Source organism: Streptomyces chartreusis (genome assembly GCF_008704715.1).
Classification (GTDB): Bacteria; Actinomycetota; Actinomycetes; order Streptomycetales; family Streptomycetaceae; genus Streptomyces; species Streptomyces chartreusis.
Genome location: NZ_CP023689.1, coordinates 3,884,548 through 3,909,559 on the forward strand (window position 1 = coordinate 3,884,548; position 25,012 = coordinate 3,909,559).

Genomic DNA, 25,012 nt, shown 5'->3' on the forward strand with positions numbered 1-25,012 from the left:
CCTCCGGCGAGCCTCAGTTGACGGCGTCCACGCCGCCCTCGGCGAGCTCGACGTCGTACACGAGCGGCCCTTCCGTCACCACGACCTGCCCGGCCCGGGACCCGTACGACTCGGCGGCCGTCGCCAGCAGATATGTGCCCGGCGCCGGCACCGACACGATGTACGAGCCGTCGGCCAGCGACATCACCCGGTCCAGCTGACGTCCGCCCTTGGTCAGCAGCGTCACCGCGGCGCCGTCGACGGGTGCGCCGTCGGTGGTGCGGACGAAGCCGTGCACGACCGACGTCCGGCCCGCGACGACCGGCTCGGGCTCCTCGGCCGGCGGCTCCTCCCTGGGCTCGACCGCCAGATGCGGCAGCCGCTTCTCCAGCCAGTCCGGCAGCCACCAGTTCGCCTTGCCGAGCATGTGCATCGCGGCCGGCACCAGGGCCGTACGCAGGATGAAGGCGTCCAGGGCGACGGCCGCCGCCAGGCCGATGCCGGCCATCGCGCCCTCCATGTCGCCGCTCAGCACGAACGCGCTGAACACACAGATCATGATCAGGGCGGCGGAGTTGATGACCCGGCTGGTCTCCGCGAGGCCGACGCGGACCGCACGCGCGTTGTCCTTGGTGTGCACCCACTCCTCGTGCATCCGGCTCACCAGGAACACCTGGTAGTCCATGGAGAGGCCGAACAGCAGGGACAGCATGATGACCGGCAGGAAGGACGTGATCGGGCCCTCCTTGCCGACGCCGATGAGTTCGGTGCCCCAGCCCCACTGGAAGATCGCCACGAGCACGCCGAAGGACGCGGCCGCCGCGATGAGGTTCATCAGCGCGGCCGTCAGCGGCACCACAAGGGAGCGGAACGCCACCATCAGCAGCAGGAAGCCGAGCGCGATGATCGTCGCGACGAAGTAGGGCAGCCGGTCCGCCGTGACCGACGCGAAGTCCTTGAAGACAGCCGTCACACCGCCGACATGGGCCTCGGCCCCGGACTGCGGGATCACGTCGTCGCGCAGCCGGTCGATCAGCCGGTCCGTCTGCTCGGACTGCGGTGAGGTGGTCGGCACGACCTGGATCACCGTGACACCGCCCGCGGGCGGCACGGCGGCCACCTGGGCGACGCCCTCGGTGGACCTGATGCCGTCGACGAGGCCGGTCGGGGCGTCGCCCTCGACGACCACCTGGAGCGGGCCGTTGAAGCCGGGGCCGAAGCCCTCGGCGAGCAGGTCGTAGGCCTGCCGGGTGGTGGTCGACTCCTGGTGGTTGCCCTGGTCGGTGGCGCCCAGGCGCAGCGAAAGCACGGGGATCGCGAGGACCGCCATCACGACGACGGCCATCACCGCGACCGGCAGCGGACGCCGTTGGACGTACGACGACCAGCGCGCCGCGAGCCCGCTCGCCTCGGCCGGCTCCGGTCCCGTCGCGGCGAGCCGGCGCCGCTGCCGGCGGCTGAGCACCCGCATGCCGAGCAGCCCGAGCAGGGCCGGCAGCAGGGTGATCGCGGCCAGCACGCTGAGGACGACGGTCAGCGAGGTCGCGACGACCACGCCGTCCAGGAACCGCATGTTCATCACCAGCATGCCGGCGAGCGCGATGCACACGGTGCCGCCCGCGAACAGCACCGCCCGCCCGGAGGTGTTGAGGGCGGTCACGGCCGCCTCCTCGGGCTTCATCCCGCGCAGGATGCCGCGCCGGTGCCGGGTGACGATGAACAGGGCGTAGTCGATGCCGACGCCGAGGCCGATCAGCGAGCCGAGCAGCGGGGCCACTTCTGGCACGTCCGTGACGTGGCTCATCAGCATCGTCGCGATCATGCCGGTGCCGACGCCCGCGACCGCCACGACGATCGGCAGCAGCATCGCGAACAGCGAGCCGAACGCGAGGAACAGCACGACGGCCGCGGCGAGGATGCCGACCGCCTCCGCGGTGCCCTGCGGGGGCTCCTGGGTGCGGGCGATGGCCTGGCCGCCCAGCTCGACCTGGAGCCCGTCGGCCTCGGCTGCCTGCGCCTTGTCGACGACGTCCTCGATCAGCTCCTTGGGGACGGCGTTCGCCTGCTCCGTGAAGGTGACCTGGGCGTAGGCGATCCGCCCGTCCTCGCTGATCTGCGCGGCCCCTTGCGCCGCGTAGGGGTCGGTGACCTCACCGACCCCCTTCATCCGCCCGATCTCCTCAAGGGCGGGCTCGATCCGGGAGCGTACGGACTCGTCCCGTACGGATCCCTCGTCCACCTTCCACACCACCGTGTCGGTGTCGCCGGCACGCTCCGGGAAGGCCTTCTCCATCAGGTCGTACGCGGTCGCCGAGTCCGTGTCCGGGAGGGAGAAGACGTTCGCGTAGTTCGTCCCGGCGCCGGCACTCGCCGCGCCCAGTCCGAACAGTGCCCCCAACCACAGCAACAGGACCACCAGCCGATGCCGATAGCACCACCGTGCCAATGCCGCCACGCTCAACGCTCCTTATTCGGTTCGGTCGGTCCCCCAGGTCCTGGGCAACAGCATTGGCGGCGGCACACACGCGTGGGCATGCGTCGGCCATGACTCTCAAGGAACTCCAAAGCAGAACCGGCCCGGTTGTCAGTGGGCCCGCCGATACTGGGGGCATGACGACGGGATCAGGCACGGTGCTGGTGGTGGAGGACGAGGAGTCCATCGCGGACGTCCTCGCCATCGCCCTGCGCTACCACCGGTTCGAGGTCATGACGGCGGGCACCGTCCGTGACGCGCTCAGCCTCGCCGAGCGCACCCGCCCCGACGCGGCACTGCTCGACGTCATGCTCCCCGACGGCGACGGCCGTGCCCTCGGGCGCGAACTGCGCGTGCGCCGGCCCGACCTGGCGCTGGTGTTCCTCACCGCACGCGACGCGCCCGCCGAGATCGTCGGCGCCCTCGGCTTCGGCGACGACTACATCACCAAGCCGTTCGACGTCGACGTGGTCGTCGCCCGGCTGACGGCCGTACTGCGCCGCACCCGCCCCGCCGACGTCCTGCCGCAGCGTCCGCCGCTGAGATACGGCGATCTGGAGCTGGACGAGACGACGTACTCGGTGCGCCGCGCGGGCCGCACCGTCGAGCTCACCCCGACCGAGTACGCCCTGCTGCGCTTCCTGGTCCGCAACGGCGGCCGGATCGTGCCCAAGGACCAGCTCCTGCGCCATGTCTGGCAGTACGAACACACCCCGCCGGAGTCGACCGTCGTGGAGACCTACATCAGCTATCTGCGGCGCAAGCTGGACGCCCTGGGACCACCGGTGATCACCACGCGGCGCGGTGTCGGATACGGGCTGGCATGAGGATCCCCTGGATCTCCCGCGTCGGCCGCCCGCGCGGGATCCACTCCCTGCGCGGCAAGCTGACCCTGGCGAACGTGGCGCTGCTGGCCATCGGCATCGTCGTCGCGACCGCGGTCAGCCTGGTGACCGCGCGGTTCTACCTGCTCGACAAGGTCGACAGCGAGCTGAAGAGCGCGCGCACCACCCTGGGGCACGCCGGGTTCACACTGCGCCAGATCGAGTCGCTGAGCGAACTGGGCGTCGCGCTGGACAAGTTCACCGACGGCGGCGCCCGCGACACCGACCCGCTGCCGAGCCCGAGCATGGTCTACGTCGCCGTCGACACCGCCGGACGGCCGGTCGCCCTCGGCCCGCTGACGCCGACACCCCGCCAGCACGCCCTGGCCGCCGCCGCGAAGGACCCGGTGGCCCTCGCGGCGGACGAGGATCCACGGGACGTACGGGTCGACGGCGACCGCTACCGCATGGTCGGCGCGCAGCTGGCGGACGGCACCATCGTGCTGATCGCCGTCCCGACCGAGGGCCTGCACGAAGGCATGGGCAAGGCCCTCAGGATGGACCTGGCCGTCGGCACGCTGCTGCTGGCGCTGCTCGGCTGTCTGACCATGTTCAGCGTGCGCCGCCGGATGCGGCCGCTGGAGGACATGGTGGAGACCTCGTCGGCGATAGCAGAAGGCGATCTGACCCGGCGCATCCCGTCCAACAGCGATCCGACGCTGGAGGTCGAGCAGCTGCGGGTGGCCCTGAACTCGATGCTCCACCAGGTGGAGTCGGCGTACCGCACGCGCGAGCGCAGCGCGGCCCAGCTGCGCCGGTTCGTCGGCGACGCCTCGCACGAACTGCGCACCCCGCTGGCCGCGATACGCGGCTATCTCCAGCTGTACGACCGGGGGATGCTGCCGGAGCCCGCCGAGCGCAAGCGGGTCTGGGACCGGATGAACGGCGAGGTCGACCGCATGGGCCGGCTCGTCGACGAGCTGCTCACCCTCGCCCGGCTCGACCAGCGGCCCGAACTGCGCTTCCGCAACGTCGACCTGAGCCGGCTGGTGCGCGAGTCCGCCGAGGACCTGCGGGTGCAGCAGCCCGAGCGGCCGATCACGGTCGACGCCGACGGCACCCTGCTGGTGCACGCCGACGAGTCGGGGCTGCGCCAGGTGCTGGGCAATCTGCTGAGCAACGTCCGCACGCACACGCCCGCCGACGTGCCGGTGCGGCTGGGTCTCGAGCGGACGGACGGCGTCGTGCGGCTGTGTGTCGAGGACAAGGGGGCCGGGCTGTGCGAGGAGGACGCGGCACGGATCTTCGACCGGTTCTTCCGGGCCGGCGGAGGTGCGGGCAGCGGGCTCGGGATGGCGATCGTGCAGGGCGTGGTGGAGGCCCACGGCGGCGAGGTCGCGGTGCGGACGGCGCCGGGCGAGGGGCTGGCCGTCACGGTGATCCTCGCGACCGGTGCGGCTTCACGGTCGTAACCGTCACGCGGCCTCTCAGGGGCCCAGGTTGGTGATTATCAGCGCCCACACCGTCTTGCCGTGCCGTCCCCGGCTCCACACTCCCCACGCCGCGGCCAGGTTCTCCACCAGGTGCAGGCCGCGGCCGGCCTCCTCCCACTCCCCCACCGCCCGCAGCCGCGGCTCCTGTTGGCTCTCGTCCGACACCTCGATCAGACAGGAGCCGTCGGCGAGCGCGGTGACCGCGACCTCGAACTCACGCTCCGGCTGCGGGTGCTCCCCGCTCCCGAAGCGCGGGGACGGGCCGTGCCGGACGACGTTGGTGGCCAGCTCGGAGACGAGCAGCACCGCGTCCTGAAGCGCCGGATCGCGCGGTCCGTGCCCCCAGTCGGCCAGGTGATCCCGGACCCGGCGCCGCGCGAGACCGACGGACGCCGGATGCCGGGGCAGCCTGAAGGCGTTGCGTCTCAACACGTTTGCTCCTCACCCCACGCACACCTCCCTCACATGGTGCAGCGCCGGGTGCCCCTTCTGCACCATCGCCTGGAGGGTCGGGGCGACGAGATCGCGTCAGATCCGGGTGAGACGTCAGATCCAGGTGAGACGCCAGAGCCGGAAGACGCCGGTGCCGTCGGAGAGGTACTGGCCGCCGCCGACCTCCTCGCTGGAGACGACGTACTCCTTGGCCTGCCACAGCGGGATCACGGGGACGTCGCGGGCGACGGCCTCCTGGAGCGAGCGGAAGTCCTTCGTCGCCTCGCCGCGGTCGGCGTACTGCTGGCTGGCCGTGATCAGCTGGTCCACGGACTTGTCGCTGTATCCGGTGCTCATGGTGCCGTTCGTGCCGACGAGCGGGCCCCCGTAGGTGTCCGGGTCGGGGAAGTCGGCGACCCAGCCGACGGCGTACGCGTCGAGCTTGCCGCTCGCCCAGCGCTTCTGGAAGTCGGTCCACTCGTAGCCCTTGAGCGTCACCTTGAACAGGCCGGTCGCCTCCAGCTGCCGCTTGATCTCCGAGGCCTCCTCGGCCCCGGAACCGCGGCCGGTGGCGTAGCCGTAGGTGAAGCGCACGGGCAGGGCGGCGCCGGCGTCGGTGAGCAGGGCGCGCGCCTTGGCCTTGTTCAGCCGGGGGTAGGCGTCGAAGTACGACGTGGTGTGGCCGGTGATGCCGGTCGGGATCAGCGAGTACAGCGGGTCGACGGTGCCCTTGTACACGGTCGCGGCGAGCTTCTCGCGGTCGATCAGCCAGGCCATGGCCTGCCGGACCCTGACGTCGTGCAGGGGCGAGGCCTTGCGGGTGTTGAAGTAGAGGTTGCGGATCTCGGAGCTGTCGGCCTCGGAGACACGCTGACCCGGGTCGGAGGCGTTCAGGCCGGCGAGGACCTCGGGCGGCAGCGTGCGTGTGGCGACGTCGACCTGCTTGCCCTTCCACGCCTTCTCCAGGGCGTTCCCGTCGCCGTAGTACCGCAGTTCCACCGGGCGGCCGGTACCGCTGATCGCTCCCCTGTAGTGCGTGTTGGGGGCGAGGGTGGCCTGCTTGTCCTTGGTGTACCCGGTGAGGTTGTACGGGCCGGTGCCGTCGACACCGTTGTCGGTGCGCAGCGCCTTGGCCGGATACTTCTCGCGGTCCACGATCGCGCCGGCGCCGGTGGCCACCTTCAGCGGGAACGTGGCGTCGGGCGACGAGAGATGGAACGTGACGTCACGGCCGCTCGCGCTCACCGACGCGAGGGTGTCCAGCAGCGAGGACGGGCCGACGTCCGACTTGATCCGCTTGACCCGGTCGAAGGAGAACTTCACGTCCTCGCCCGTCATCGCGCGCCCGCTCGGGAAGGTGAGCCCCTCCCGCAACTCGCACCGGTAGGTACGCAGACCGGTGCCGTCGAAGCTGCAACTCCGGGCCGCGTCGGGCACGGGTGTCACGCCGCCCGGCTCGAATGTCAGCAGCGACTGGAAGACGTTGCTGAACAGTGCCCAGGAACCGGCGTCATAGGCGCCGGCCGGGTCCAGCGACGTGACACCGTCCGTCGTGCCGACCGTGATGGTCCTGCTGTCGTCCTGCTGCGACGGCAACAACTGCCAGCCGCCCACTCCCACGGCCGCCAGCACGAGCAGCGTCGCGAGAATCCGCATGCGAATGGAACGCATGGGTGTGCCCTCTCCCCAGGCCCTCGACGGGCCCCCGCATGAGCTATTGGAATGAGCCACTCCCCTAAGTGGCGCGCACACCTAATCACACGGATTTCGTCAGGGGGAAGAGGATTCTGGCGACATGAGAAAGAACTTACCTACGGGCGTTTCCAGTAGGTTTCACAGGCTGTTCACAGATTCGGGGTGGCCGCGGGCGGTCAGGCCTGACGGGACGCCAGCTCGATCACCGTGATGTCCGACTCGGCGCCCACGCGCGTGGGCGGGCCCCAGGCACCGGCGCCGCGGCTGACGTACAGCTGTGTGTCGCCGTACCGCTCCAGACCCGCGAGGGTCGGATTCGCCAGGCCCGCGACGAGGTTGCCTGGCCACAGCTGGCCGCCGTGGGTGTGGCCGGAGAGCTGGAGGTCGACGCCGTGGTCGACGGCGTCGTGGATCTGGACCGGCTGATGGGCGAGCAGCACGCACGCGCGTGCCCTGTCCCGGTCGCCGAGCGCCTTGGCGAAGTCGGGGCCCTGGCCCTCACTCTCGCCCGCGACGTCGTTGACGCCGGCCAGGTCGAAGTGGGGCAGTTCGGTGCGGGCGTTCTCCAGCGGGCGCAGGCCCAGGCGGCGAACCTCCTCGATCCACTGCTCGGCACCCGAGAAGTACTCGTGGTTGCCGGTGACGAAGTACGCGCCGTGCCGTGCCCGGAGCCCGGCGAGCGGGGCGGCCGCCGGGCCGAGGTCCTTCACGCTGCCGTCGACCAGGTCGCCCACGACGGCGATGAGGTCGGGCTGGGTGCCGTTGATGGTGTCGACGACCTTCTGCGCGAAGCCCCGGCCTAGGACGGGGCCCAGATGGACGTCGCTGACGACCGCGATCCGGTAACCGTGCGCCGCGCGCGGCAGCTTGGCCAGCGGGACAGTGACCCGCTTGACCTTCGGGCCCCGCAGAACGCCGTAGGTGCCGTAGCCGACGGTCCCGACGGCGGCTGCGGCGGCGGTTCCGGCGATGACCCGGGAGACGAAGAGACGCCGGGTGGGGGCGGCCAGGGGGCCGCCGGGCGGTGCCGTGGAGTCCGCGGGCGAGTCGGTCGCCGAAGGCGGGGGCGGGTCGGCCGGACCCGCGGCGGCCACCGGGACGGGCTCGGGCTCCGGTGCCGGTACGGCCTCGGCCTCCCCCACGCGCGCCCGTCTCTCGAGCCAGCGGCGCAGCAGGGGCCGTACGAGCTCACCGGCCAGGACGCCCAGCATCAGGTACATCGCCAGGGCCAGCCACAGGAAGCCCGGCCAGGCCAGGACCTGCTGGAGCCAGAAGGGCGCGCCCGTGCGCTCGGCGACCAGGCCGCCGATCGTCAGCGCCCAGCCGCCGACGATCACCACCACGCCCACCCGGCGCACGAGGCCGGGAGCGCGGGTCGTGTCACGGAACAGACGACGCCACATCCACCAGTTGCCCACCACCACGACGGACAGCACGAGCAGCGCGGCGAGCGCGAAGACGATGACCACGCGGACGTTCCCTTTCCCTTGCGTGACGAGTGAACGTCCCGGGCCCTGGCCGAGTTCCTATGACATCCGGCGCAGTGCCCGCACTCCACGCAACCCAATGACTCCGACGACCGTCCCCAATACGAAGGAGACGACGGCGAGCAGCAAGTGCACCCAGAAGTACGCCGTGGGGTGACCGTCGTCGAACGCCAGCCCGCTGCTGTCCTTGATCAAATTTTTGACGAAAGTGACCCAGATGACCCAGCTCCACACCCCGAAGGCGAGCAGGAACCAGGAGACCGGGCGGCTGAGCTTCATGAGTTCAGTATCAACGCCCCGTGTCGGGTCCTCCGAGCGGGGTGGGGACAGAAGCGGGACTTCCATGGCAACGGCATGTACGTTCTCCGTCGTGCCCGCACCCATGAAGACCGCCAGGCGTGCCCTGCTGGTCGCTTCCGCCGTCGTGTCGTCCCTCGCGCTGACCGCGCCCGTCTCCCACGCGGCCCCCAAGCCGTCCCCGAGTACGAGCCCGTCGGCCACTCCCCCGGCGGGCATGTCGACCGTGGGCGGCGAGCGGCTCGGGCAGGCCGGCACCCAGGTCAACCTGGCGAGCGGCGTCCCGGTGCTGCCCAAGGACCTCACCGCGCGGTCCTGGGTCATCGCCGACGCCGAGTCCGGCGATGTGCTCGCCGCGCACAACGCGCACTGGCGGCTTCCTCCCGCGAGCACCATGAAGATGCTGTTCGCCGACACGGTGCTGCCGAAGTTCCCCAAGAGCGTCGAGCACAAGGTCGTGCCGTCCGACCTCGTGGACGTCGGCGCGGGCTCCAGCATGGTCGGGATAAAGGAGGGCGAGACCTACAGCGTCCACGACCTGTGGCTCGGGGTCTTCCTGCGTTCCGGCAACGACGCCGTGCACGTGCTGTCGAAGATGAACGGCGGAATCGACAACACCGTCAAGGAGATGAACGAGCACGCCGAGGAGCTCCAGGCCCTCGACACCAACGCGGTGTCCCCCGACGGCTACGACGCTCCCCACCAGGTCTCCTCCGCGTACGACCTGACCCTGATCGCCCGCTCCGGGCTCCAGAAGAAGGACTTCCGCGAGTACTGCTCGACGGTCACCGCGAAGTTCCCGGGCTCGACGTCGAAGAAGAAGGGCAAGTCGGTCCGCGAGACCTTCGAGATCCAGAACACCAACCGGCTGCTGGCCGGCGACAGCGACATCCCCGTGTACCAGGGCATCGCGGGCGTCAAGAACGGCAACACCACGAACGCCGGAGCCACCTTCACGGGCGTGGCCGAGCGCAACGGCAAGGTGCTGCTCGTCACGGTCATGAACCCGGAGAAGAGCGAGCACAACGAGGTCTACAAGGAGACCGCGCGGCTCTTCGACTGGGGCTTCAAGGCCGCCGGGAAGGTGCAGCCGGTGGGTGAGCTGGTGCCGCCGAAGAGCGCGGCGCAGGCCAGCGCGCAGCCGGGCTCGAACAACTCCGGGGAGGCCGGTGGCACCGGGGACGCGGAGAAGTCGTCGAAGTCGGCGGTCGGCGCCTCGGCCGCGAGCGGTTCGACCGGCATCGGGGTGGCGCTCGGGATCACCGGCGGGGCGCTGGTGCTGCTCGCCGCGGGCGTGTTCCTGATCAACCGCCGCTGGCCGCTGCCCGACCTGGTGCGCCGTCGGGGTCGTTCCTGACGCCGGACTTCGCGGATTCGGCGGCCGGGCCCTCGGTTCCGGCCGCCGAGTCCTCGGTGGCCGCCGTCTCGTCCTCTGTTTCGGCCCTCTCGCCCTCGACCTCGGTCTCCTTGTTCCCCGTCGCCGTCCAGGCGGCGCAGAACACCACCAGCTTCGCGGTGAAGTTGATCCACAGCAGCAGGGCGACCGGTACGCCGAACGCCCCGTACATGCTCTTCGTGGCCACGCCCTGCATATAGCCGCTGAGCAGCAGCTTCAGCAGTTCGAACCCGATCGCGCCGATCAGTGCGGCCACGAACAGCCGGCGGCGTGGCGGCTCGACACCGGGCAGCAGGGTCAGGACGTAGAGCAGCAGCAGGAAGTTCGCGAGCACGGCGACGAGGAACGCTGCGATCTGCAGCAGGACCCCGCCCCAGCCGCCCTCGTCGATGCCCAGCTGCCGGGTGATCCAGCCGACCAGGGCGGAGGCGACGGTGGACGCCGCGATGGTCACGAGCACGGCGCCGCCGAAGCCGACCAGGACGCCCGCGTCCTTGACCTTGTGCAGGACGGGGTTCTCCTCGGGGTCTGGCAGCTCCCACACCGCGCGCAGGCACTCGCGCATGGAGGTGACCCAGCCGATGCCGGTGACCAGCAGCAGGGCGCCCGCGATGAGTCCGACCGTGCCGGCGTTCTCGACGAGGCCGCTGATGTTGAGCTGGTCGGCGATGCCGGGCACCTGGTCGGCGAGCTTGTCCTCGAGTTTGTCCTGCTGGTCCTGGCTGAGCGTCGCGGCGGCGATCGCCGCGGCCAGCGTGAGCAGCGGGAACAGCGCGATGAAGCTGGTGAAGGTCATCGCGGCGGCCAGCCGTGTCCACTTCACCCGATCCATGCGCTCGTACGACCGCCACGCGTGCGTGGCCATCAGCCGGGTCACCGCGGACCCGACGACGGGAAGTCTCTTCAGCCAGTCCATGATCCGACTCTGCCCTCCGCAGGGAAGACCAATGTCCGTGTGCCCCAAAACCGCAGGACTGTAGCCGGCGCCATGCCGATTCCCGCTCCCGAGACCGTGTCCGCGAGCTGGGAGGTGAGGCCGAGGCCTATGGGGGTCCCCCCGCTCGAGCGAAACCGAGAGTGGGGGAGGCTCAGGGTGAGGCACAGCAGCTGTACGACTGCTCCGGCTGCGTTCACCGCGAAGAAGGCGGCGTAGGGGCGCCCAGGCCCCGGCCGCGGGCGTGGCGGTAGGTGCCGCGCGCGTTCCCGGCGTAGGCGACGGTGCAGCCGGCCACGAAGGAGACGGCCTTCGCCGTGAGGGGGTCGAGGGCCAGCGGTTTTCGGGCCAGCGGTTTCCGGGCTGGCGGTTTCCTGGCCGCCCTGTCGTGTCGGGCACGCGCGCGTGCCTACCAATTGGCCACCGCCATGCCGTACATCGCCAGCCACACCACCCCGATGACGGCGAGCGCACGGTCGCGCAGGACGACCTCCTCGGGCTCGCCCGCGGTGCCGCGGTCGGCGAACACGGCGTAGCGCAGGATCGCGAGGACGAAGGCGACCATGGACAGCTGGCGCCAGGGCAGCAGCCCGGTGTGCGGGACGCCGCCCTCCTCCACGGCCCACAGGCAGTAGCCGAGGACGGCGACGCCGGCCGCCAACTGCCAGACGAAGCGCAGGTATCCGGCGGTGTACTCGGTGAGCAGCGCGCGCGTGGCGCCCGCTCTGCCCTCCATCTGCACGGCCTCGGAGTAGCGCTTGGCCGACACCATGAACAGCGCCCCGAACCCGGTCGTGATGAGGAACCACCGCGACAGCGGAATGCCGAGCGCGAGCCCGCCGACGGCGGCCCGCATCAGGAACCCAGTGGTGACGACGGCGAGGTCGATGACCAGGACGTGCTTGAGGCTGACGCAGTACGCCAGTTGCATGCCGAGGTAGGCGGCGAGCAGGGCCGCGACGAGGGGCGAGGTGAGCCAGGCCGCGGCGGCCGGGGCGAGGACGCCGAGGACGCCTCCGACGGCGTAGGCGACCGGTACGGGGACCTGTCCGGCGGCGACGGGGCGGTGCCGCTTGGTCGGGTGGGCGCGGTCCGCGTCGGCGTCACGGGCGTCGTTGATCAGGTAGACGGCGGCGGCGCAGGCGGTGAAGAGCGTGAAGACGAGGGCGAGTTGGATCGCCGCGTGGGCGGAGAAGAGCCGGCCCGCGGCGGCCGGGGCCGCGATGACCAGGATGTTCTTGATCCACTGCTTGGGGCGCGCGGTCTTGAGGAGGCCACGCAGCAGGGGGCCCGGGCCGCGCTTGCGGGGTGGCGGTGCGGCGCGGCGCGGGGGTGTGCGCTGCTGGTGGAGTGCCGCTTCCCGGATGCGCGCGGCACTCGTCAGGTGCGCGGTCTCAGGCATGGCCGTGCCCGCCCGCTCTCCGCATCCAACTCGCCCCCACGCGCGCGGTGAGTGCTCCCAGCGCCGCGCCGGCCGCCACGTCCGAGGGGTAGTGCACGCCGACGACCAGGCGTGACAGACACATCGCGGTGGCCAGCGGCACGATCGCGTACGCGCCGGGCGCGCCGAAGGCGACGGCCGCGGCGGTGGCGGAGGCCGCGTGGGAGCTGGGGAAGGAGTGCCGGCCGAGGGTGCGGACCCGGGGTTCGACAAGCGCCGGGCGCGGGCGGCGCACCACCCTTTTCACCCCCATGCTGACGAGGTGCGCTCCTGCCGTGAGCGCCGTGCCGCGCATCCAGGCGCCGCGTCGGCGCCCGTCCACCACGGCCCCGGCGAGGCCCGCCGCCAGCCACAGCGCACCGTGCTCGCCCGCCCTGGAAAGGGCACGCGCGGCACCCGCGACACGTGGGTCACGGCCGTGGGCGTGGACCGCCGAAAGGATTCGCCGGTCCACTCCCGCGAGGCTTCGGTGGTCCATGTCGTCGAGGTGGCCCATGTGGACTCACTGTTCACGCCGACCGAGCCGGAACTACGACAATATTGGGCGACATCCCATTAATCACCCATTTTGGGGAGACGAGGAATGTTTCAGAACTGATCGCCCGCATACGGACGCTACGGTCGCCGACATGCCTGCCGACACCGTCTCCGTCTCGGGATGGGGCCGCACCGCCCCCACCAACGCCCGCCTGATCCGTCCCAGGACGTACCAGGAGGCCGCGACGGCCGTCCGGGGCTGCGGGGCACGCGGAGGCATCCCGAGGGGCCTGGGACGGGCGTACGGGGACGCGGCGCAGAACGCCGGCGGCATGGTCCTGGACATGACCGGCCTGGACCGGGTGCACGCGATCGACGCCGACAACGGCATCGTGCTGTGCGACGCGGGGGTCTCCCTGCACCGATTGATGGAGGTGCTGCTCCCGCTCGGCTGGTTCGTACCGGTGACGCCCGGCACCCGGTATGTGACGGTCGGCGGCGCGATCGGAGCCGACATCCACGGCAAGAACCACCACGTCTCGGGCTCCTTCTCGCGCCATGTGCTGTCGATGGAACTCCTCACCGCCGACGGCGAGGTCCGCGCCGTCGGCCGCGACACGCCCCTGTTCGACGCGACCACCGGCGGCATGGGCCTGACCGGCGTGATCCTCACCGCGACGATCCAGCTCCAGCCGGTGACGACCTCGCTGATGTCGGTCGACACCGAGCGCGCGCGGGACCTCGACGACCTGCTGGCCCGCCTGACCACCGGCGACGACCACTACCGCTACTCGGTCGCCTGGATCGACCTGCTGGCCCGCGGCCCGGCGATGGGCCGCGCGGTGCTCACCCGCGGCGACCACGCCCCCCTGGAGGCGCTGCGTGAGGGCACACGCGCGCGTAGGGAGCCGCTCGCCTTCCGCACGGCCCGGTTGCCCGCCCCGCCCGCGGTCCTCCCGGAGGGCCTGCTGAGCCGCCGTACCGTGGGCTGGTTCAACGAGCTCTGGTACCGCCGGGCGCCACACGCGCGTACCGGCGAACTCCAGTCGCTCGCCCGGTTCTTCCACCCGCTGGACGGCGTGCCCCACTGGAACCGGATCTACGGCCGGGGCGGCTTCGTGCAGTACCAGTTCGTCGTCGGGCACGGCCGGGAAGAGACCTTGCGCGACATCGTGCGGCGCGTCTGCGAGCACCGCTGCCCGTCCTTCCTGGCGGTCCTCAAGCGCTTCGGGGACGCCGACCCCGGCTGGCTCTCCTTCCCGGTGCCCGGCTGGACGCTGGCCCTGGACATCCCGGCCGGGCTGCCCGGGCTCGGCGCCCTTCTGGACACGCTGGACGAGGACGTGGCCGCGGCCGGCGGGCGCGTCTACCTCGCCAAGGACTCCCGGCTGCGGCCCGACGTGCTGGCCACGATGTACCCGCGCCTGGACGAGTTCCGCGCCCTGCGCGCGGAGATCGACCCGCGCGGGGTGTTCGTCTCGGACCTGGCCCGCCGCCTCGGCCTGTAGGGCCCGGCACCGGATCCCCTGCCCTCCCCCGGACTCCCGATCTCCAGGAGCTCCGGACTCCCGATCTCTAGGAGCTGTCGTGAAGGACGCCTTCGGCATCCCCCAGTCCCTGCTCGTCCTCGGCGGTACGTCCGAGATCGCGCTGGCCACCGCGCGCCGCCTGATCGCACGCAGTACCCGCACGGTGTGGCTGGCGGGCCGCCCGTCGCCCGCCCTCGATCAGTCCGCGGCCGATCTGCGCGCCCTGGGCGCCGAGGTTCGCACCGTCACCTTCGACGCGCTCGACCCCGAGTCCCACGAGACGGTCCTCGGCAAGGTCTTCGCTGAGGGCGACATCGACATGGTGCTGCTCGCCTTCGGGATCCTCGGCGACCAGGCACGCGACGAGAGGGAGCCCCTGAACGCGGTGCGGGTCGCGCAGACCAACTACACCGGCGCCGTGTCCGCGGCCCTGGTCAGCGCCGGCGCGCTCCAGTCCCAGGGCCACGGCTCGCTGGTCGTCCTGTCGTCCGTCGCCGGCGAGCGGGCCCGCCGCGCCAACTTCATCTACGGCTCCAGCAAGGCCGGCCTCGACACCTTCACCCAGGGCCTGGGCGACGCGCTGCACGGCACCGGCGTGCACGTCATGGTCGTGCGCCCCGGATTCGTGCGCTCGAAGATGACCGCCGACCTTGAGGAATCGCCCCTCGCGACCACCCCCGAAGCGGTCGCGACGGCGATCGAACTGGGCCTGCGCCGCCGCTCGGAGACGGTGTGGGTACCGGGCACACTCAGGGTGGTGATGTCGGCGCTCCGGCATGCGCCGCGAGGGCTGTTCCGTCGGCTGCCGATCTGACCGTACCGACACCCCCGGCAGAACTAACTCGCCGAGATCGACCCGCGCTCCACATGCCCCGCCTGCGGCGGCACCACCGCGCCGGCGCCGAAGGCGTAGTCCCGCAGCCTGCGCCAGACGCCGTCGGCGCCCTGCTCGTAGAGGGCGAAGCCGGTGCAGGGCCAGTGGGCCTCGTAGTCGGAGAGTTCCTCGAAGGCGCGGTCCATCGACTCTTCGTCGATGCCGTGGGCGACCGTGACATGCGGGTGGTACGGGAACAGCAGTTCGCGTGAGACCGGTCCGGAGGCGTCGCGGACCTGCTTCTGCAACCAGGTGCAGGCCTCGGCGCCCTCGACGACCTGGACGAAGACGACCGGCGACAACGGCCGGAAGGTCCCGGTGCCGGACAGCTTCATCGGGAACGGCCGCCCGGATGCCGCGACCTCGACGAGGTGGGCCTCGATCGCGGGCAGCAGCGAGGCGTCGACCTCTGTCGGCGGCAGCAGCGTGACGTGCGTGGGGATGCCGTGAGCCGCGGCGTCGCCGAAGCCCGCGCGCCGCTCCTGGAGCAGGCTGCCGTGAGGCTCCGGGACCGCGATCGACACGCCGATCGTTACGGTCCCCACGTCGTCTCCTGTCGTCTCTCTCATGAGCTCGTCCATCGCGAGAAGCTCGTCCCGGATGAGTGAACCCGTGCCCTGTTGGTGAGCGTGAACGGCCGCGTGCGCGACCGCCCGGCTATCGACTGTACGGCCACGACTGTGCTGCGGGCAGGCGCAACCGTAGTGATGTGCAGCGCTGTGCGGTGGTACGGCCGCATTCCGGCCGCCTGCCGTGGTGCGGGCTCAGTGCTTGGCGGGCAGGAAGCCCACCTTGTCGTACGCCTGGGAGAGGGTCTCCGCGGCGACGGCGCGCGCCTTCTCCGCGCCCTTGGCCAGGATCGAGTCCAGCGTCTCCGGGTCGTCCAGATACTGCTGGGTGCGCTCCCGGAAGGGCGTCACGAACTCGACCATGACCTCGGCGAGGTCCGTCTTGAGCGCACCGTAGCCCTTGCCGTCGTACTTCTGCTCAAGTTCCGCGATTCCCGTCCCCGTGAGGGTCGAGTAGATGGTGAGCAGGTTGCTGACACCGGGCTTGTTCCCGGCGTCGTAGCGGATGACGGTGTCGGTGTCGGTGACCGCGCTCTTGACCTTCTTGGCGGTGGCCTTGGGCTCGTCGAGCAGGTTGATGAGGCCCTTCGGCGTGGACGCCGACTTGCTCATCTTGATCGCCGGGTCCTGAAGGTCGTAGATCTTCGCCGTCTCCTTGAGGATGTACGGCTTCGGGACGGTGAAGGTCGCGCCGAAGCGGCCGTTGAAGCGCTCGGCGAGGTCACGGGTGAGCTCGATGTGCTGGCGCTGGTCCTCGCCGACCGGGACCTCGTTGGCCTGGTACAGCAGGATGTCCGCGACCTGGAGGATCGGGTACGTGAACAGGCCGACCGACGCCCGGTCCGCGCCCTGCTTGGCGGACTTGTCCTTGAACTGGGTCATGCGGGAGGCCTCGCCGAAGCCGGTGAGGCAGTTCATGATCCAGGCGAGCTGGGCGTGCTCGGGGACGTGGCTCTGGACGAAGAGCGTGCAGCGCTCCGGGTCGAGACCGGCCGCGAGGAGCTGGGCGGCTGCGAGCCGGGTGTTGGCGCGCAGCTCGGCCGGGTCCTGCGGGATCGTGATCGCGTGCAGGTCGACGACCATGTAGAACGCGTCGTGGGTCTCCTGGAGCGCCACCCACTGGCGGACGGCGCCGAGGTAGTTGCCGAGGTGGAACGAGCCTGCGGTGGGCTGGATTCCGGAGAGCACACGGGGTCGATCAGAGGCCATGCTCATCATTCTCTCAGGTCTCGGGGGCCGGTTCGGAACTGGTCGGAAACAGATGGGAACCGATCCGTCCCCGGCGGTGTAACAAAGGTGTGAGGACGCGGGAGGGGGGCCGCATCGTCGATGAGGCCGCGGTGATCGCACGCGTACGCGCCGGGGAGCCGGAGGCGTACGCGCAGCTGGTGCGGGCCCATACGGGCATCGCGCTCAGGGCGGCCGCCGCGCTCGGGGCGGGTGCGGACGCGGAGGACGTGGTGCAGCAGGCCTTCGTCAAGGCGTACTGCTCGCTGGGCCGGTTCAAGGACGGCTCGGCGTTCAAGCCGTGGCTGCTGGCGATCGTGGCCAATGAGACGAGGAACACAGTGCGTACGGCGGCCCGCCAGCGCACGCTCGCCGGGCGCGAGGCGGCGTTGGTGGAGGCGGAACCCCTGATACCGGAATCGGCGGACCCGGCGGTCGCCGCGCTGGAGATAGAGCGCCGTGCCGCCCTCCAGGCAGCCCTGGAGAAGCTGAGCGAGGAACACCGCCTGGTCGTCACCTACCGCTATCTCCTGGAGATGGACGAGTCCGAGACGGCCCAGGCCCTCGGCTGGCCCAGGGGCACGGTGAAATCCCGGCTGAACCGCGCGTTGCGGAAGCTGGGGCGGTTGCTGCCGGACTTCCAGCCTCGGGAAGGGGGTGATGAGCATGAGGCCGGGTGATCGCGGTCGCGGTTCCGAGGGACGAGGTCCCGGTGATCGTGGTCGGCGTGTCGATCCGACCCGTCTGCCGGAGGAGCTGCGGGCGCTCGGGCGTTCGCTGGACCCGCCGGGTGCGGCGGACGGGGCCGAGACGATGGTCGAGCGGGTGCTGGGGCAGCTCCTCGCCGAGCAGGTGCCCGTGCCGGTGGCCGAGCCGACGGGGGCGGCCGAGCGGCTGCGGGCGGTGCGGCGCTGGACGCGGATGCGGTGGCGTTCGCTGACCGCGACGCTGTGCGGCCTGCTGACGGTCCTGGTGCTCACGCCCCCCGTGCGGGCGGCGGTCCTCGACTGGTTCGACTTCGCGGGCGTCGGGGTGCGGTACGACCCGTCGGCGACCCCCGCCCCCGGCGCCGAGGTCCCCGGCTGCGACGACCCGGTGTCGCTGGCCGAGGCCGAGCGGCGGGCCGGCTTCGCACCGGTGGTGCCGAAGGAGCTCGGCGCTCCGGACGCGGTCGCGGTGACCGGTGAGCCACGGGGACGGTTCCTGGTGAGCCTGTGCTGGCGCGAGGACGGCCGCACGATACGGCTGGACGAGCGCCGGGCGAGCCTGGACATCGGCTTCGCCAAGACGGTCCGCGAACCTCCGGAGTGGATCTCGCTGGGCTCCGACGCCTCGGGCGGCACGAACGGGACGGCGGCCGACCAGGCCCTGTGGTTCGCCCGCCCACATCTGCTGACCTTCTGGCTGGTGGACCCGAGCGGGGAGCGCTTCACCCGCGAGGAGCGGACGGCCGGTCCGACCCTGCTGTGGAGCCATGGCGCGGAGGGCGAGAGCGTGGCGCTGCGGCTGGAAGGGGTGGGGTCCAAGGCGCGGGCCCTGGCGGTGGCGCGGTCGGTGGAGTAGCCGACGGGCAGCGCGGCTGGGGTGTCGGGGCGGGCGATGGCCGTCGCCGGCTGGTGGCGGGCTGCTCGGCCGGGGGGCGGGCGCGCGGCGGGTCCCCCGTAGGGGCTTCGGGACGGGTTTGGGGCGGGCCTGGCGGTCCTGTGGGGGTCCGGATCGGTTGGGCGGCCCGGGCCGGTTGGGCGGCTCAGACGGCCCTGGCGGCTTCGGCGGCTCCAGCGGCTCCGGCGGCTCCGGCGGCTCCGGCGGCTCCGGCGGCTTCTGGGAGGGCCCTTCCGAAGGGCCCTCCAAACAACCGGTCCCAGGATTTCGGTCCGGATCGTGGCCCGAAATGCATGGGCCGGAAATAGTGGGGGCGGGGTGGGAACCCAGGCGGGTCGGGCGGTGTACCAGAAGTGACACGCGGCTCGGGGACGGGTCGCACGGGGATCGCTTGGGTTGGGGGTTCGGATGTGCGGACATGGGGTCGGCCGCTGGGGACACCGGTTGCGGGGGCGTGGGATGGGTTGCTCGGGACGGTGCTCGCGCGGCGGCGCAGGCGGAGGCAAGGGCGGGGGCGGACGTGAGGGCGGGGTCGGCTGGAGGGGTCGGTGTCGTGAACTCACGGCGTTGACCGGTGCGTTGGCGGCCGCGCTCGCTCTGCTGGTGTGGGGCGCCGCCGCCCCGGCATCGGCCGGCGGCCCGACGAGCGTGCTCCTGGTCTCGCCGGAAAGCACCGAGACGGCCTCGCTGTACTACTCCGACAAGGAGTACGGACAGCTGGAGCGGCTGCTCGGCTCAGCCGCCCTGGGCACGCGGAACAAGCCGCCGGAGGCCGCTCTGGAGGCGGCCCGCCAGATCAACGTCACGTGGATGGTCCATGACGTGTCGCCCTGGCGCCTCGACCGGGTCTATCCGGTCGACGACGGGAAGGACGTCTGGATCCACACCGCGTCGGACCTGGGCAGCACGACGAACGGCACCTGGCACCGGGCCCATCAACCGTCCAAGCTGCGCGCTCTGCTCTCGAAGCTGGGCCTGATGGGCAAGGCCTCCTCCGAGGGCGGCGCGGCGATCTTCCCGCCGGACGAGGAGGCGTCCGGCACGGACAACGGCGCGCAGGACTCACCCTCCGCTGCGGACGAGACGACCTCGGCCGCGTCCGGGTCAGGGTCGGGGCCAGGGACGGAGTCCGGCTCAGGGGCGGGGTCGGCGTCGGCGTCGGCCTCCAGCGACGGCACCGACTGGTGGTGGGCCCTGCCGGGCGCGGCGGCCGGAGCGGTGCTCGCGCTCGCTCTGCGCCCCCTCGCCCTGCGGCTCCCCCTGGACCGCCTGCGCGGTGAGCCGGGGCCGAGGCAGGAGTTGCGGGACGTATGAGGGCCGACCTGGGCGGAAAGCTACGGCTCGCGCTGCTCGTGACGGCGTCGGCGGCACTCGCCCTGTGGGGAGCTGCGGCGACCGCCCGGGCCGCCCCGGCACAGCCGCGGGACGTCCCCGATGTGGCGATGGTCGTCGCGGGCGGATCGGGCCGCACGGTGGCCCTGCACTCCGGCCAGCCGGGTTTCGCCCGTCTCTGGCAGCTGTTGCAGCCGACGTACGTCGGGACGGAGCGGGTGCCGGAGAGCTGGGCGGAGGGGCGTCATCCACCGATAAGGATCACGGTGCTCTGGGGACTGACGGGCGTCGGTGGCTGGCCGCAGACGAATCGGGCGCCGGGCGGTGACGTGGCCATGGAGAGGCAGGACCAGCTGTTCGTAGCGGGGGACGGCACACCTTGGGTGCGGTCGGATCTCGCGCCGGACGTGGAGGACGACGACATCCGCTGGCATCGGGCACCTCGCTCCGTCTTCGAGCGGCTGGACCTGGCGGCGCTGCTCGGCGAAACGGAGGACGAGCTCACCGCGGCTGCCGTGGGTGCGGCGGCCTGGGATCGGCCCGGTGCGGATTTGGGTGACACCGGGTGGGCGCTCGCGGGGCTGGCCGTCGGGTTCGCGGCGGGGGTCGGCGGCACGCTGCTGATACGCCGCGCGGCGGCCCGGCCGGAAGCCGGACCGCCGCGTCAGGAGCCACGCCAGGAGTTGATCGACCTGGATCTCTAGGCCGTCGGTCCTGGTGGTGGGCGTCAGCCCAGGTCGATCTCCGGGTACAGCGGGAAGCCGGTGACGAGGTCGGTGGCGCGGCGGGAGATCTCGTCGGCGACCTTGGGGTCGAGGACGTGCTGCGCCTTGGACGGAGCGCCCTTGCTGGTGGTGCCGGCCTCGGTGGTGGCGAGGACACGGTCGATGAGGGCGGCGACCTCGTCCATCTCGGCGGTGCCCAGGCCACGGGTGGTGAGGGCGGGAGTGCCGATGCGGATGCCGGAGGTGTACCAGGCGCCGTTGGGGTCGGCCGGGATGGCGTTGCGGTTGGTGACGATGCCGGATTCAAGGAGCGCGGCCTCGGCCTGGCGGCCGGTGAGGCCGTAGGAGGAGGTGACGTCGATCAGGTTCAGGTGGTTGTCGGTGCCGCCGGTCACCAGGGTCGCGCCGCGGCGCATCAGGCCCTCGGCCAGCGCGCGGGAGTTGTCGACGATGCGCCGGGCGTAGTCCTGGAACGAGGGACGGCGGGCCTCCGCGAGGGCGACGGCCTTGGCGGCCATGACGTGCGGGAGCGGGCCGCCGAGGACCATCGGGCAGCCGCGGTCGACCTGGTCCTTGAGGGAGTCGTCGCACAGGACCATGCCGCCGCGCGGGCCGCGCAGCGACTTGTGGGTGGTGGTGGTGACGATCTGGGCGTGCGGGACCGGGTCGAAGTCGCCGGTGAGGACCTTGCCGGCGACGAGACCCGCGAAGTGGGCCATGTCGACCATGAGCGTGGCGCCGACCTCGTCGGCGATCTCGCGCATGATCCGGAAGTTCACGAGACGGGGGTAGGCGGAGTAGCCGGCGACGATGATCAGCGGCTTGAAGTCGCGGGCCGAGGCACGCAGCGCCTCGTAGTCGATCAGGCCCGTGGCGGGGTCGGTGCCGTAGGAGCGCTGGTCGAACATCTTGCCGGAGATGTTGGGGCGGAAGCCGTGGGTGAGGTGGCCGCCGGCGTCCAGGGACATGCCGAGCATGCGCTGGTTGCCGAAGGCGCTGCGCAGCTCGGCCCAGTCGGCCTCGGAGAGGTCGTTGACCTGGCGGACGCCGGCCTTCTCCAGGGCGGGGGCCTCGACGCGCTGGGCGAGGACGGCCCAGAAGGCGACGAGGTTGGCGTCGATGCCGGAGTGGGGCTGGACGTAGGCGTGGCGGGCACCGAAGAGCTCGCGGGCGTGCTCGGCGGCGAGGGACTCGACGGTGTCGACGTTGCGGCAGCCGGCGTAGAAGCGGCGGCCGACGGTGCCCTCGGCGTACTTGTCGCTGAACCAGTTGCCCATCGCCAGGAGGGTGGCCGGGGAGGCGTAGTTCTCGGAGGCGATCAGCTTGAGCATCTCGCGCTGGTCGGCGACCTCCTGGCCGATGGCATCGGCCACGCGCGGCTCGACGGCGCGGATCACGTCGAGGGCGGAACGGAAGGCGGTGGACTCGGTGGAGAAGGGCTCGGCTGACATGGGGACCTCCGGACGTCGTGTGCAGCGATCACGGTACGGCCCAGGCGCACGGCACTCGGTCTGGACTTCGGTCCAGGGGCCGCTCCCCGATGGTTGGTCCATCCCAGCGCGCCAGTCACGGCCCGACGATCAGCCTACCGGGCGGGCCGGCGCGCCATGGCCGTGCGTCCACCATGCGAGCCACGATAGAAGGGGGCGGCACAGCACGCGGAGGCAGGAAATGGACAGTGGCCGTGAGCCTCGTGACTGCCGGGACACGAGCCCTCGCGGCGGCGGAAACGGAGAGCCCCGTGACTACGTCGAGCAGCACCGAATCGCAGATCGCCGCGATCGACGCGCACAGTGCGCACAACTACCACCCGTTGCCGCTCGTGGTGACGACGGCGGACGGGGCGTGGATGACGGATGTGGAGGGACGGCGGTATCTGGATCTGCTGGCCGGGTATTCGGCGCTCAATTTCGGGCACGGCAACCGGCGGATCCTGGCGGCGGCGAAGGCGCAGCTGGAGCGGGTGACGCTGACGTCGCGGGCGTTTCACCACGACCGGTTCGCCGCGTTCTGCGAGGAGCTCGCGCAGCTGTGCGGGATGGAGATGGTGCTGCCGATGAACACCGGCGCGGAGGCGGTGGAGACGGCCGTGAAGACCGCCCGGAAGTGGGGTTACCGGGTCAAGGGCGTGCCGGCGGAGATGGCGAAGATCGTGGTCGCGGGCAACAACTTCCACGGCCGGACGACGACGATCATCAGTTTCTCCACCGATCCGGAGGCGCGGGCGGACTTCGGGCCGTACACGCCGGGCTTCGAGATCGTGCCGTACGGGGATCTGACGGCGATGCGGGAGGCGTTGACGGAGAACACGGTGGCCGTGCTGCTGGAGCCGATCCAGGGCGAGGCGGGGGTGCTCATGCCTCCGGCGGGTTACCTGTCGGCGGTGCGGGAGCTGGCGCGGGAGCGGGACGTGCTGTTCGTGGCGGACGAGATCCAGTCGGGGCTGGGCCGTACGGGGCGCACGTTCGCGTGCGAGCACGAGGGGGTCGTGCCGGACATGTATGTGCTGGGCAAGGCGCTCGGGGGCGGGGTCGTGCCGGTGTCGGCGGTGGTGTCGTCGGCCGATGTGCTCGGGGTGTTCCGGCCCGGGGAGCACGGGTCGACGTTCGGCGGGAATCCGCTGGCGTGTGCGGTGGCGCTGGAGGTGATCGCGATGCTGCGGACGGGCGAGTTCCAGGCGCGGGCGGCCGAGCTGGGCGCTCATCTGCACCGGGAGCTGGGCCTGTTGACGGGGACGGGCCGGGTGACGGAGGTGCGGGGGCGCGGCCTGTGGGCGGGTGTCGACATCGCGCGGGCGTACGGCACGGGGCGGGAGGTGTCCGAGAAGCTGATGGACCGGGGTGTGCTCGTGAAGGACACCCATGGGGCGACGATCCGGATCGCGCCGCCCCTGGTGATCGGGAAGGAGGATCTGGACTGGGGGCTCGCCCAGTTGCGGGATGTGCTCGGGGTGTGAGTGCGCCGCCGGGTGGGGGCGGGCGCCGACGGAGTTGGTCGCCGGGCAGTAGGCGCCCGTGCTCGTTGCGCCGGTTCGGGTCGGCCTGTTGTCCCTGGTCCGTCCACGGCCGGGACCGGTGCCACCGGGATTCCGGGGCGGTGGGTGGCCGGGGGCGGTACGTTCCGCGCAGGACGCGTCACGGAGAGGCATGGGCGTCATGGGCGGAGCGGTGTCGGGGGCCGGGTCCGGGGGTGCGGGGCGGGGGCTGCTGTTCCGGGGCGGTGATGTCGAGGAGTTGCATGCGCTGGTCAGTGCGCGGTTCGCACCGCATCGGCTGACGGTGCTGGACGAGCATCCGGTCGACGGGCGGTTCCGCTGTGTGCACGAGGGCGGCGTGGCGCTGTACGAGCTGGGGTACGGGGCGGAGGTCGATGTCACGCCGGGTGAGCTGCCGGAGTTCTACAACATCCATGTGCCGCTGTCGGGAGACGGTGTCGTCACGGCGGACGGGGTGGCGCTCGGGTCCTCGCTCAGTGTCGTCAATCCGGGGCAGCGGCTGTCGATGCGGTGGAGCGGGGAGACGCTGAACCGGGTGCTGATCATCCCGCGGGCCACGCTCGACCTGGCGCTCGCGGTGCGGCTCGGGGAGCTGCCGTCCGTGCCGCTGCGGTTCGCGCCGGTGCTGGATCCTCGGGTGGGGCCGGTCGGGGCGTGGTTGCGGGTGGTGCGGGCGTTCGCCGAGTTCGCCGACTCGGAGTTGGCGGCGCGCTCGCCGCTGGGCGTGGGGCACTTCGAGCAGTTGCTGGTGAACGGGCTGCTGGACGCTCAGCCGCATGTGCTCAGCGACTCGGTGGCGGGGCGGGGTCCTGCGGTGCTGCCCAGTGCCGTGCGGCGGGCCGCGGACTTCTGTGCCGAGCATGCCCATGAGCCGATATCCGTGGCCGACATGGCGGTGGCGGCGCGGGTGAGTGTGCGCAGTCTGCGGGAGGGGTTCCGGGTGCATCTGGCCACGACTCCGCTGGCGTATCTGCGGCGGGTCCGGCTGGACCTGGCGCGCCGCGATCTGCTGGCCATCGCGGACGGGCACGGGTTCGGGACGGTGACGGAGGTGGCGTTGCGGTGGGGGTTCGCGCATCTGGGGCGGTTCACGGGGCACTATCGGCGGGTGTACGGGGAGACGCCGTCACAGACGTTGCGGCGGAGTCCGGGCTATCCACAAAAGGGTGCGGTTCCCGTCGTAAGCGGATAGCCGGGTGATGGGTGCCGGCGGGATGCTGGAGGCCTGCCG

Annotated in this window: 22 protein-coding genes, 1 pseudogene and 1 riboswitch; of the genes and pseudogenes, 11 read left to right on the top strand and 12 right to left on the bottom strand. The window is 71.6% G+C overall.

Features of this window, described 5'->3' with window-relative positions:
• Nucleotides 1-13: 13 nt before the first annotated feature.
• Complete coding sequence (locus CP983_RS16465; RefSeq protein WP_150506643.1) at nt 14-2,425, bottom strand: MMPL family transporter; 2,412 nt, start codon at nt 2,423-2,425, stop codon at nt 14-16.
• A 164-nt stretch (nt 2,426-2,589) separates the two neighbouring features.
• On the opposite strand from CP983_RS16465, the gene CP983_RS16470 reads away from it, so the two are divergent.
• Nucleotides 2,590-3,279: a response regulator transcription factor gene (locus tag CP983_RS16470; RefSeq protein ID WP_030953486.1), complete on the top strand. Its 690-nt coding sequence runs from the start codon at nt 2,590-2,592 to the stop codon at nt 3,277-3,279.
• Nucleotides 3,276-4,748 carry a sensor histidine kinase gene (locus CP983_RS16475; protein WP_107903854.1) on the top strand — a complete coding sequence of 491 codons (1,473 nt, stop codon included), beginning with the start codon at nt 3,276-3,278 and terminating at the stop codon, nt 4,746-4,748. The genes CP983_RS16470 and CP983_RS16475 overlap by 4 nt, the downstream gene beginning before the upstream one ends.
• Nucleotides 4,749-4,763: 15 nt before the next feature.
• On the opposite strand, the gene CP983_RS16480 is transcribed toward CP983_RS16475, so the two are convergent.
• The 4 genes from CP983_RS16480 to CP983_RS16495 all read right to left on the bottom strand — a co-directional run bounded on the left by CP983_RS16480 (nt 4,764) and on the right by CP983_RS16495 (nt 8,662).
• The gene (locus CP983_RS16480; protein WP_150500145.1) at nt 4,764-5,201 is read right to left on the bottom strand and encodes an ATP-binding protein; all 438 of its coding nucleotides are present in this window, start codon (nt 5,199-5,201) and stop codon (nt 4,764-4,766) included.
• A gap of 114 nt (nt 5,202-5,315) precedes the next feature.
• Nucleotides 5,316-6,872 carry an ABC transporter substrate-binding protein gene (locus CP983_RS16485; RefSeq protein WP_150500147.1) on the bottom strand — a complete coding sequence of 519 codons (1,557 nt, stop codon included), beginning with the start codon at nt 6,870-6,872 and terminating at the stop codon, nt 5,316-5,318.
• A 200-nt stretch (nt 6,873-7,072) separates the two neighbouring features.
• Nucleotides 7,073-8,365 carry a metallophosphoesterase gene (locus CP983_RS16490; protein ID WP_150500149.1) on the bottom strand — a complete coding sequence of 431 codons (1,293 nt, stop codon included), beginning with the start codon at nt 8,363-8,365 and terminating at the stop codon, nt 7,073-7,075.
• A 57-nt stretch (nt 8,366-8,422) separates the two neighbouring features.
• Entirely contained in the window at nt 8,423-8,662 is a 240-nt protein-coding gene (locus CP983_RS16495) for an SCO4848 family membrane protein (RefSeq protein ID WP_030954132.1), read from the bottom strand.
• Between the two features lie 91 nt (nt 8,663-8,753).
• On the opposite strand from CP983_RS16495, the gene CP983_RS16500 reads away from it, so the two are divergent.
• Nucleotides 8,754-10,037 (top strand): D-alanyl-D-alanine carboxypeptidase family protein, encoded by a 1,284-nt coding sequence (locus CP983_RS16500; RefSeq protein ID WP_341874892.1) that lies wholly within the window; start codon nt 8,754-8,756, stop codon nt 10,035-10,037.
• Here the strand turns inward: CP983_RS16500 and CP983_RS16505 are convergent.
• From CP983_RS16505 to CP983_RS16520, 4 genes and pseudogenes are all read right to left on the bottom strand, one after another.
• Nucleotides 9,985-10,992 carry a YihY/virulence factor BrkB family protein gene (locus tag CP983_RS16505; RefSeq protein WP_150500151.1) on the bottom strand — a complete coding sequence of 336 codons (1,008 nt, stop codon included), beginning with the start codon at nt 10,990-10,992 and terminating at the stop codon, nt 9,985-9,987. The two genes, CP983_RS16500 and CP983_RS16505, sit on opposite strands and share 53 nt — an antisense overlap.
• Nucleotides 10,980-11,356: pseudogene (locus CP983_RS44710) on the bottom strand (GtrA family protein); the annotation flags it as partial. The gene CP983_RS16505 and the pseudogene CP983_RS44710, both read right to left, overlap by 13 nt.
• Before the next feature lie 63 nt (nt 11,357-11,419).
• Nucleotides 11,420-12,412, bottom strand: coding sequence for a decaprenyl-phosphate phosphoribosyltransferase (locus tag CP983_RS16515; protein ID WP_150500153.1), 993 nt, complete (start codon nt 12,410-12,412; stop codon nt 11,420-11,422).
• On the bottom strand, nt 12,405-12,947 hold the full coding sequence (locus CP983_RS16520) for a phosphatase PAP2 family protein (RefSeq protein WP_150500155.1): 543 nt from the start codon (nt 12,945-12,947) through the stop codon (nt 12,405-12,407). Before CP983_RS16520 ends, CP983_RS16515 begins: the two co-directional genes overlap by 8 nt.
• A gap of 133 nt (nt 12,948-13,080) precedes the next feature.
• Here CP983_RS16520 and dprE1 point away from each other — a divergent pair, with 133 nt between their 5' ends.
• On the top strand, nt 13,081-14,436 hold the full coding sequence (dprE1, locus tag CP983_RS16525) for a decaprenylphosphoryl-beta-D-ribose oxidase (RefSeq protein WP_150500157.1): 1,356 nt from the start codon (nt 13,081-13,083) through the stop codon (nt 14,434-14,436).
• Between the two features lie 79 nt (nt 14,437-14,515).
• Entirely contained in the window at nt 14,516-15,271 is a 756-nt protein-coding gene (gene dprE2, locus CP983_RS16530; RefSeq protein WP_150500159.1) for a decaprenylphospho-beta-D-erythro-pentofuranosid-2-ulose 2-reductase, read from the top strand.
• 23 nt (nt 15,272-15,294) lie between these two features.
• On the opposite strand, the gene CP983_RS16535 is transcribed toward dprE2, so the two are convergent.
• Nucleotides 15,295-15,876, bottom strand: coding sequence for a 2'-5' RNA ligase family protein (locus CP983_RS16535; protein WP_150500161.1), 582 nt, complete (start codon nt 15,874-15,876; stop codon nt 15,295-15,297).
• 219 nt (nt 15,877-16,095) lie between these two features.
• On the bottom strand, nt 16,096-17,109 hold the full coding sequence (gene trpS, locus CP983_RS16540) for a tryptophan--tRNA ligase (RefSeq protein ID WP_107903877.1): 1,014 nt from the start codon (nt 17,107-17,109) through the stop codon (nt 16,096-16,098).
• An 89-nt stretch (nt 17,110-17,198) separates the two neighbouring features.
• Between trpS and CP983_RS16545 the strand changes: the two genes are divergently transcribed.
• The 4 genes from CP983_RS16545 to CP983_RS16560 all read left to right on the top strand — a co-directional run bounded on the left by CP983_RS16545 (nt 17,199) and on the right by CP983_RS16560 (nt 20,765).
• Nucleotides 17,199-17,807, top strand: coding sequence for an RNA polymerase sigma factor (locus CP983_RS16545; RefSeq protein ID WP_185844069.1), 609 nt, complete (start codon nt 17,199-17,201; stop codon nt 17,805-17,807).
• Complete coding sequence (locus CP983_RS16550) at nt 17,794-18,690, top strand: hypothetical protein (RefSeq protein ID WP_373309867.1); 897 nt, start codon at nt 17,794-17,796, stop codon at nt 18,688-18,690. The genes CP983_RS16545 and CP983_RS16550 overlap by 14 nt, the downstream gene beginning before the upstream one ends.
• Before the next feature lie 606 nt (nt 18,691-19,296).
• The gene (locus tag CP983_RS16555) at nt 19,297-20,043 is read left to right on the top strand and encodes a hypothetical protein (RefSeq protein ID WP_150500163.1); all 747 of its coding nucleotides are present in this window, start codon (nt 19,297-19,299) and stop codon (nt 20,041-20,043) included.
• Nucleotides 20,040-20,765: a hypothetical protein gene (locus tag CP983_RS16560; RefSeq protein ID WP_373309857.1), complete on the top strand. Its 726-nt coding sequence runs from the start codon at nt 20,040-20,042 to the stop codon at nt 20,763-20,765. The genes CP983_RS16555 and CP983_RS16560 overlap by 4 nt, the downstream gene beginning before the upstream one ends.
• Before the next feature lie 23 nt (nt 20,766-20,788).
• Here the strand turns inward: CP983_RS16560 and CP983_RS16565 are convergent, their stop codons facing one another.
• A complete protein-coding gene (locus CP983_RS16565) occupies nt 20,789-22,237 on the bottom strand; it encodes a glycine hydroxymethyltransferase (RefSeq protein ID WP_150500165.1) in 1,449 nt (482 codons plus the stop codon).
• A 31-nt stretch (nt 22,238-22,268) separates the two neighbouring features.
• Nucleotides 22,269-22,366, bottom strand: a riboswitch (ZMP/ZTP riboswitch).
• Nucleotides 22,367-22,527: 161 nt separating this feature from the next.
• Here CP983_RS16565 and rocD point away from each other — a divergent pair.
• A complete protein-coding gene (gene rocD / locus CP983_RS16570) occupies nt 22,528-23,742 on the top strand; it encodes an ornithine--oxo-acid transaminase (RefSeq protein ID WP_150500167.1) in 1,215 nt (404 codons plus the stop codon).
• Between the two features lie 190 nt (nt 23,743-23,932).
• On the top strand, nt 23,933-24,973 hold the full coding sequence (locus tag CP983_RS16575) for an AraC family transcriptional regulator (protein WP_229914924.1): 1,041 nt from the start codon (nt 23,933-23,935) through the stop codon (nt 24,971-24,973).
• The last annotated feature ends 39 nt before the right edge of the window (nt 24,974-25,012 follow it).

Excerpts from the sequence above, each read along its gene's own strand:
- CP983_RS16560 (WP_373309857.1), top strand. The coding sequence starts at position 20,040 with ATGAGGGCCGACCTGGGCGGAAAGCTACGGCTCGCGCTGCTCGTGACG.
- trpS (WP_107903877.1), bottom strand. The coding sequence starts at position 17,109 with ATGGCCTCTGATCGACCCCGTGTGCTCTCCGGAATCCAGCCCACCGCA.
- CP983_RS16575 (WP_229914924.1), top strand. The coding sequence starts at position 23,933 with ATGGGCGTCATGGGCGGAGCGGTGTCGGGGGCCGGGTCCGGGGGTGCG.
- CP983_RS16495 (WP_030954132.1), bottom strand. The coding sequence starts at position 8,662 with ATGAAGCTCAGCCGCCCGGTCTCCTGGTTCCTGCTCGCCTTCGGGGTG.
- CP983_RS16485 (WP_150500147.1), bottom strand. The coding sequence starts at position 6,872 with ATGCGTTCCATTCGCATGCGGATTCTCGCGACGCTGCTCGTGCTGGCG.
- CP983_RS16520 (WP_150500155.1), bottom strand. The coding sequence starts at position 12,947 with ATGGGCCACCTCGACGACATGGACCACCGAAGCCTCGCGGGAGTGGAC.
- dprE1 (WP_150500157.1), top strand. The coding sequence starts at position 13,081 with ATGCCTGCCGACACCGTCTCCGTCTCGGGATGGGGCCGCACCGCCCCC.
- CP983_RS16475 (WP_107903854.1), top strand. The coding sequence starts at position 3,276 with ATGAGGATCCCCTGGATCTCCCGCGTCGGCCGCCCGCGCGGGATCCAC.
- CP983_RS16550 (WP_373309867.1), top strand. The coding sequence starts at position 17,794 with ATGAGGCCGGGTGATCGCGGTCGCGGTTCCGAGGGACGAGGTCCCGGT.
- CP983_RS16505 (WP_150500151.1), bottom strand. The coding sequence starts at position 10,992 with ATGGACTGGCTGAAGAGACTTCCCGTCGTCGGGTCCGCGGTGACCCGG.
- CP983_RS16515 (WP_150500153.1), bottom strand. The coding sequence starts at position 12,412 with ATGCCTGAGACCGCGCACCTGACGAGTGCCGCGCGCATCCGGGAAGCG.
- CP983_RS16470 (WP_030953486.1), top strand. The coding sequence starts at position 2,590 with ATGACGACGGGATCAGGCACGGTGCTGGTGGTGGAGGACGAGGAGTCC.
- CP983_RS16565 (WP_150500165.1), bottom strand. The coding sequence starts at position 22,237 with ATGTCAGCCGAGCCCTTCTCCACCGAGTCCACCGCCTTCCGTTCCGCC.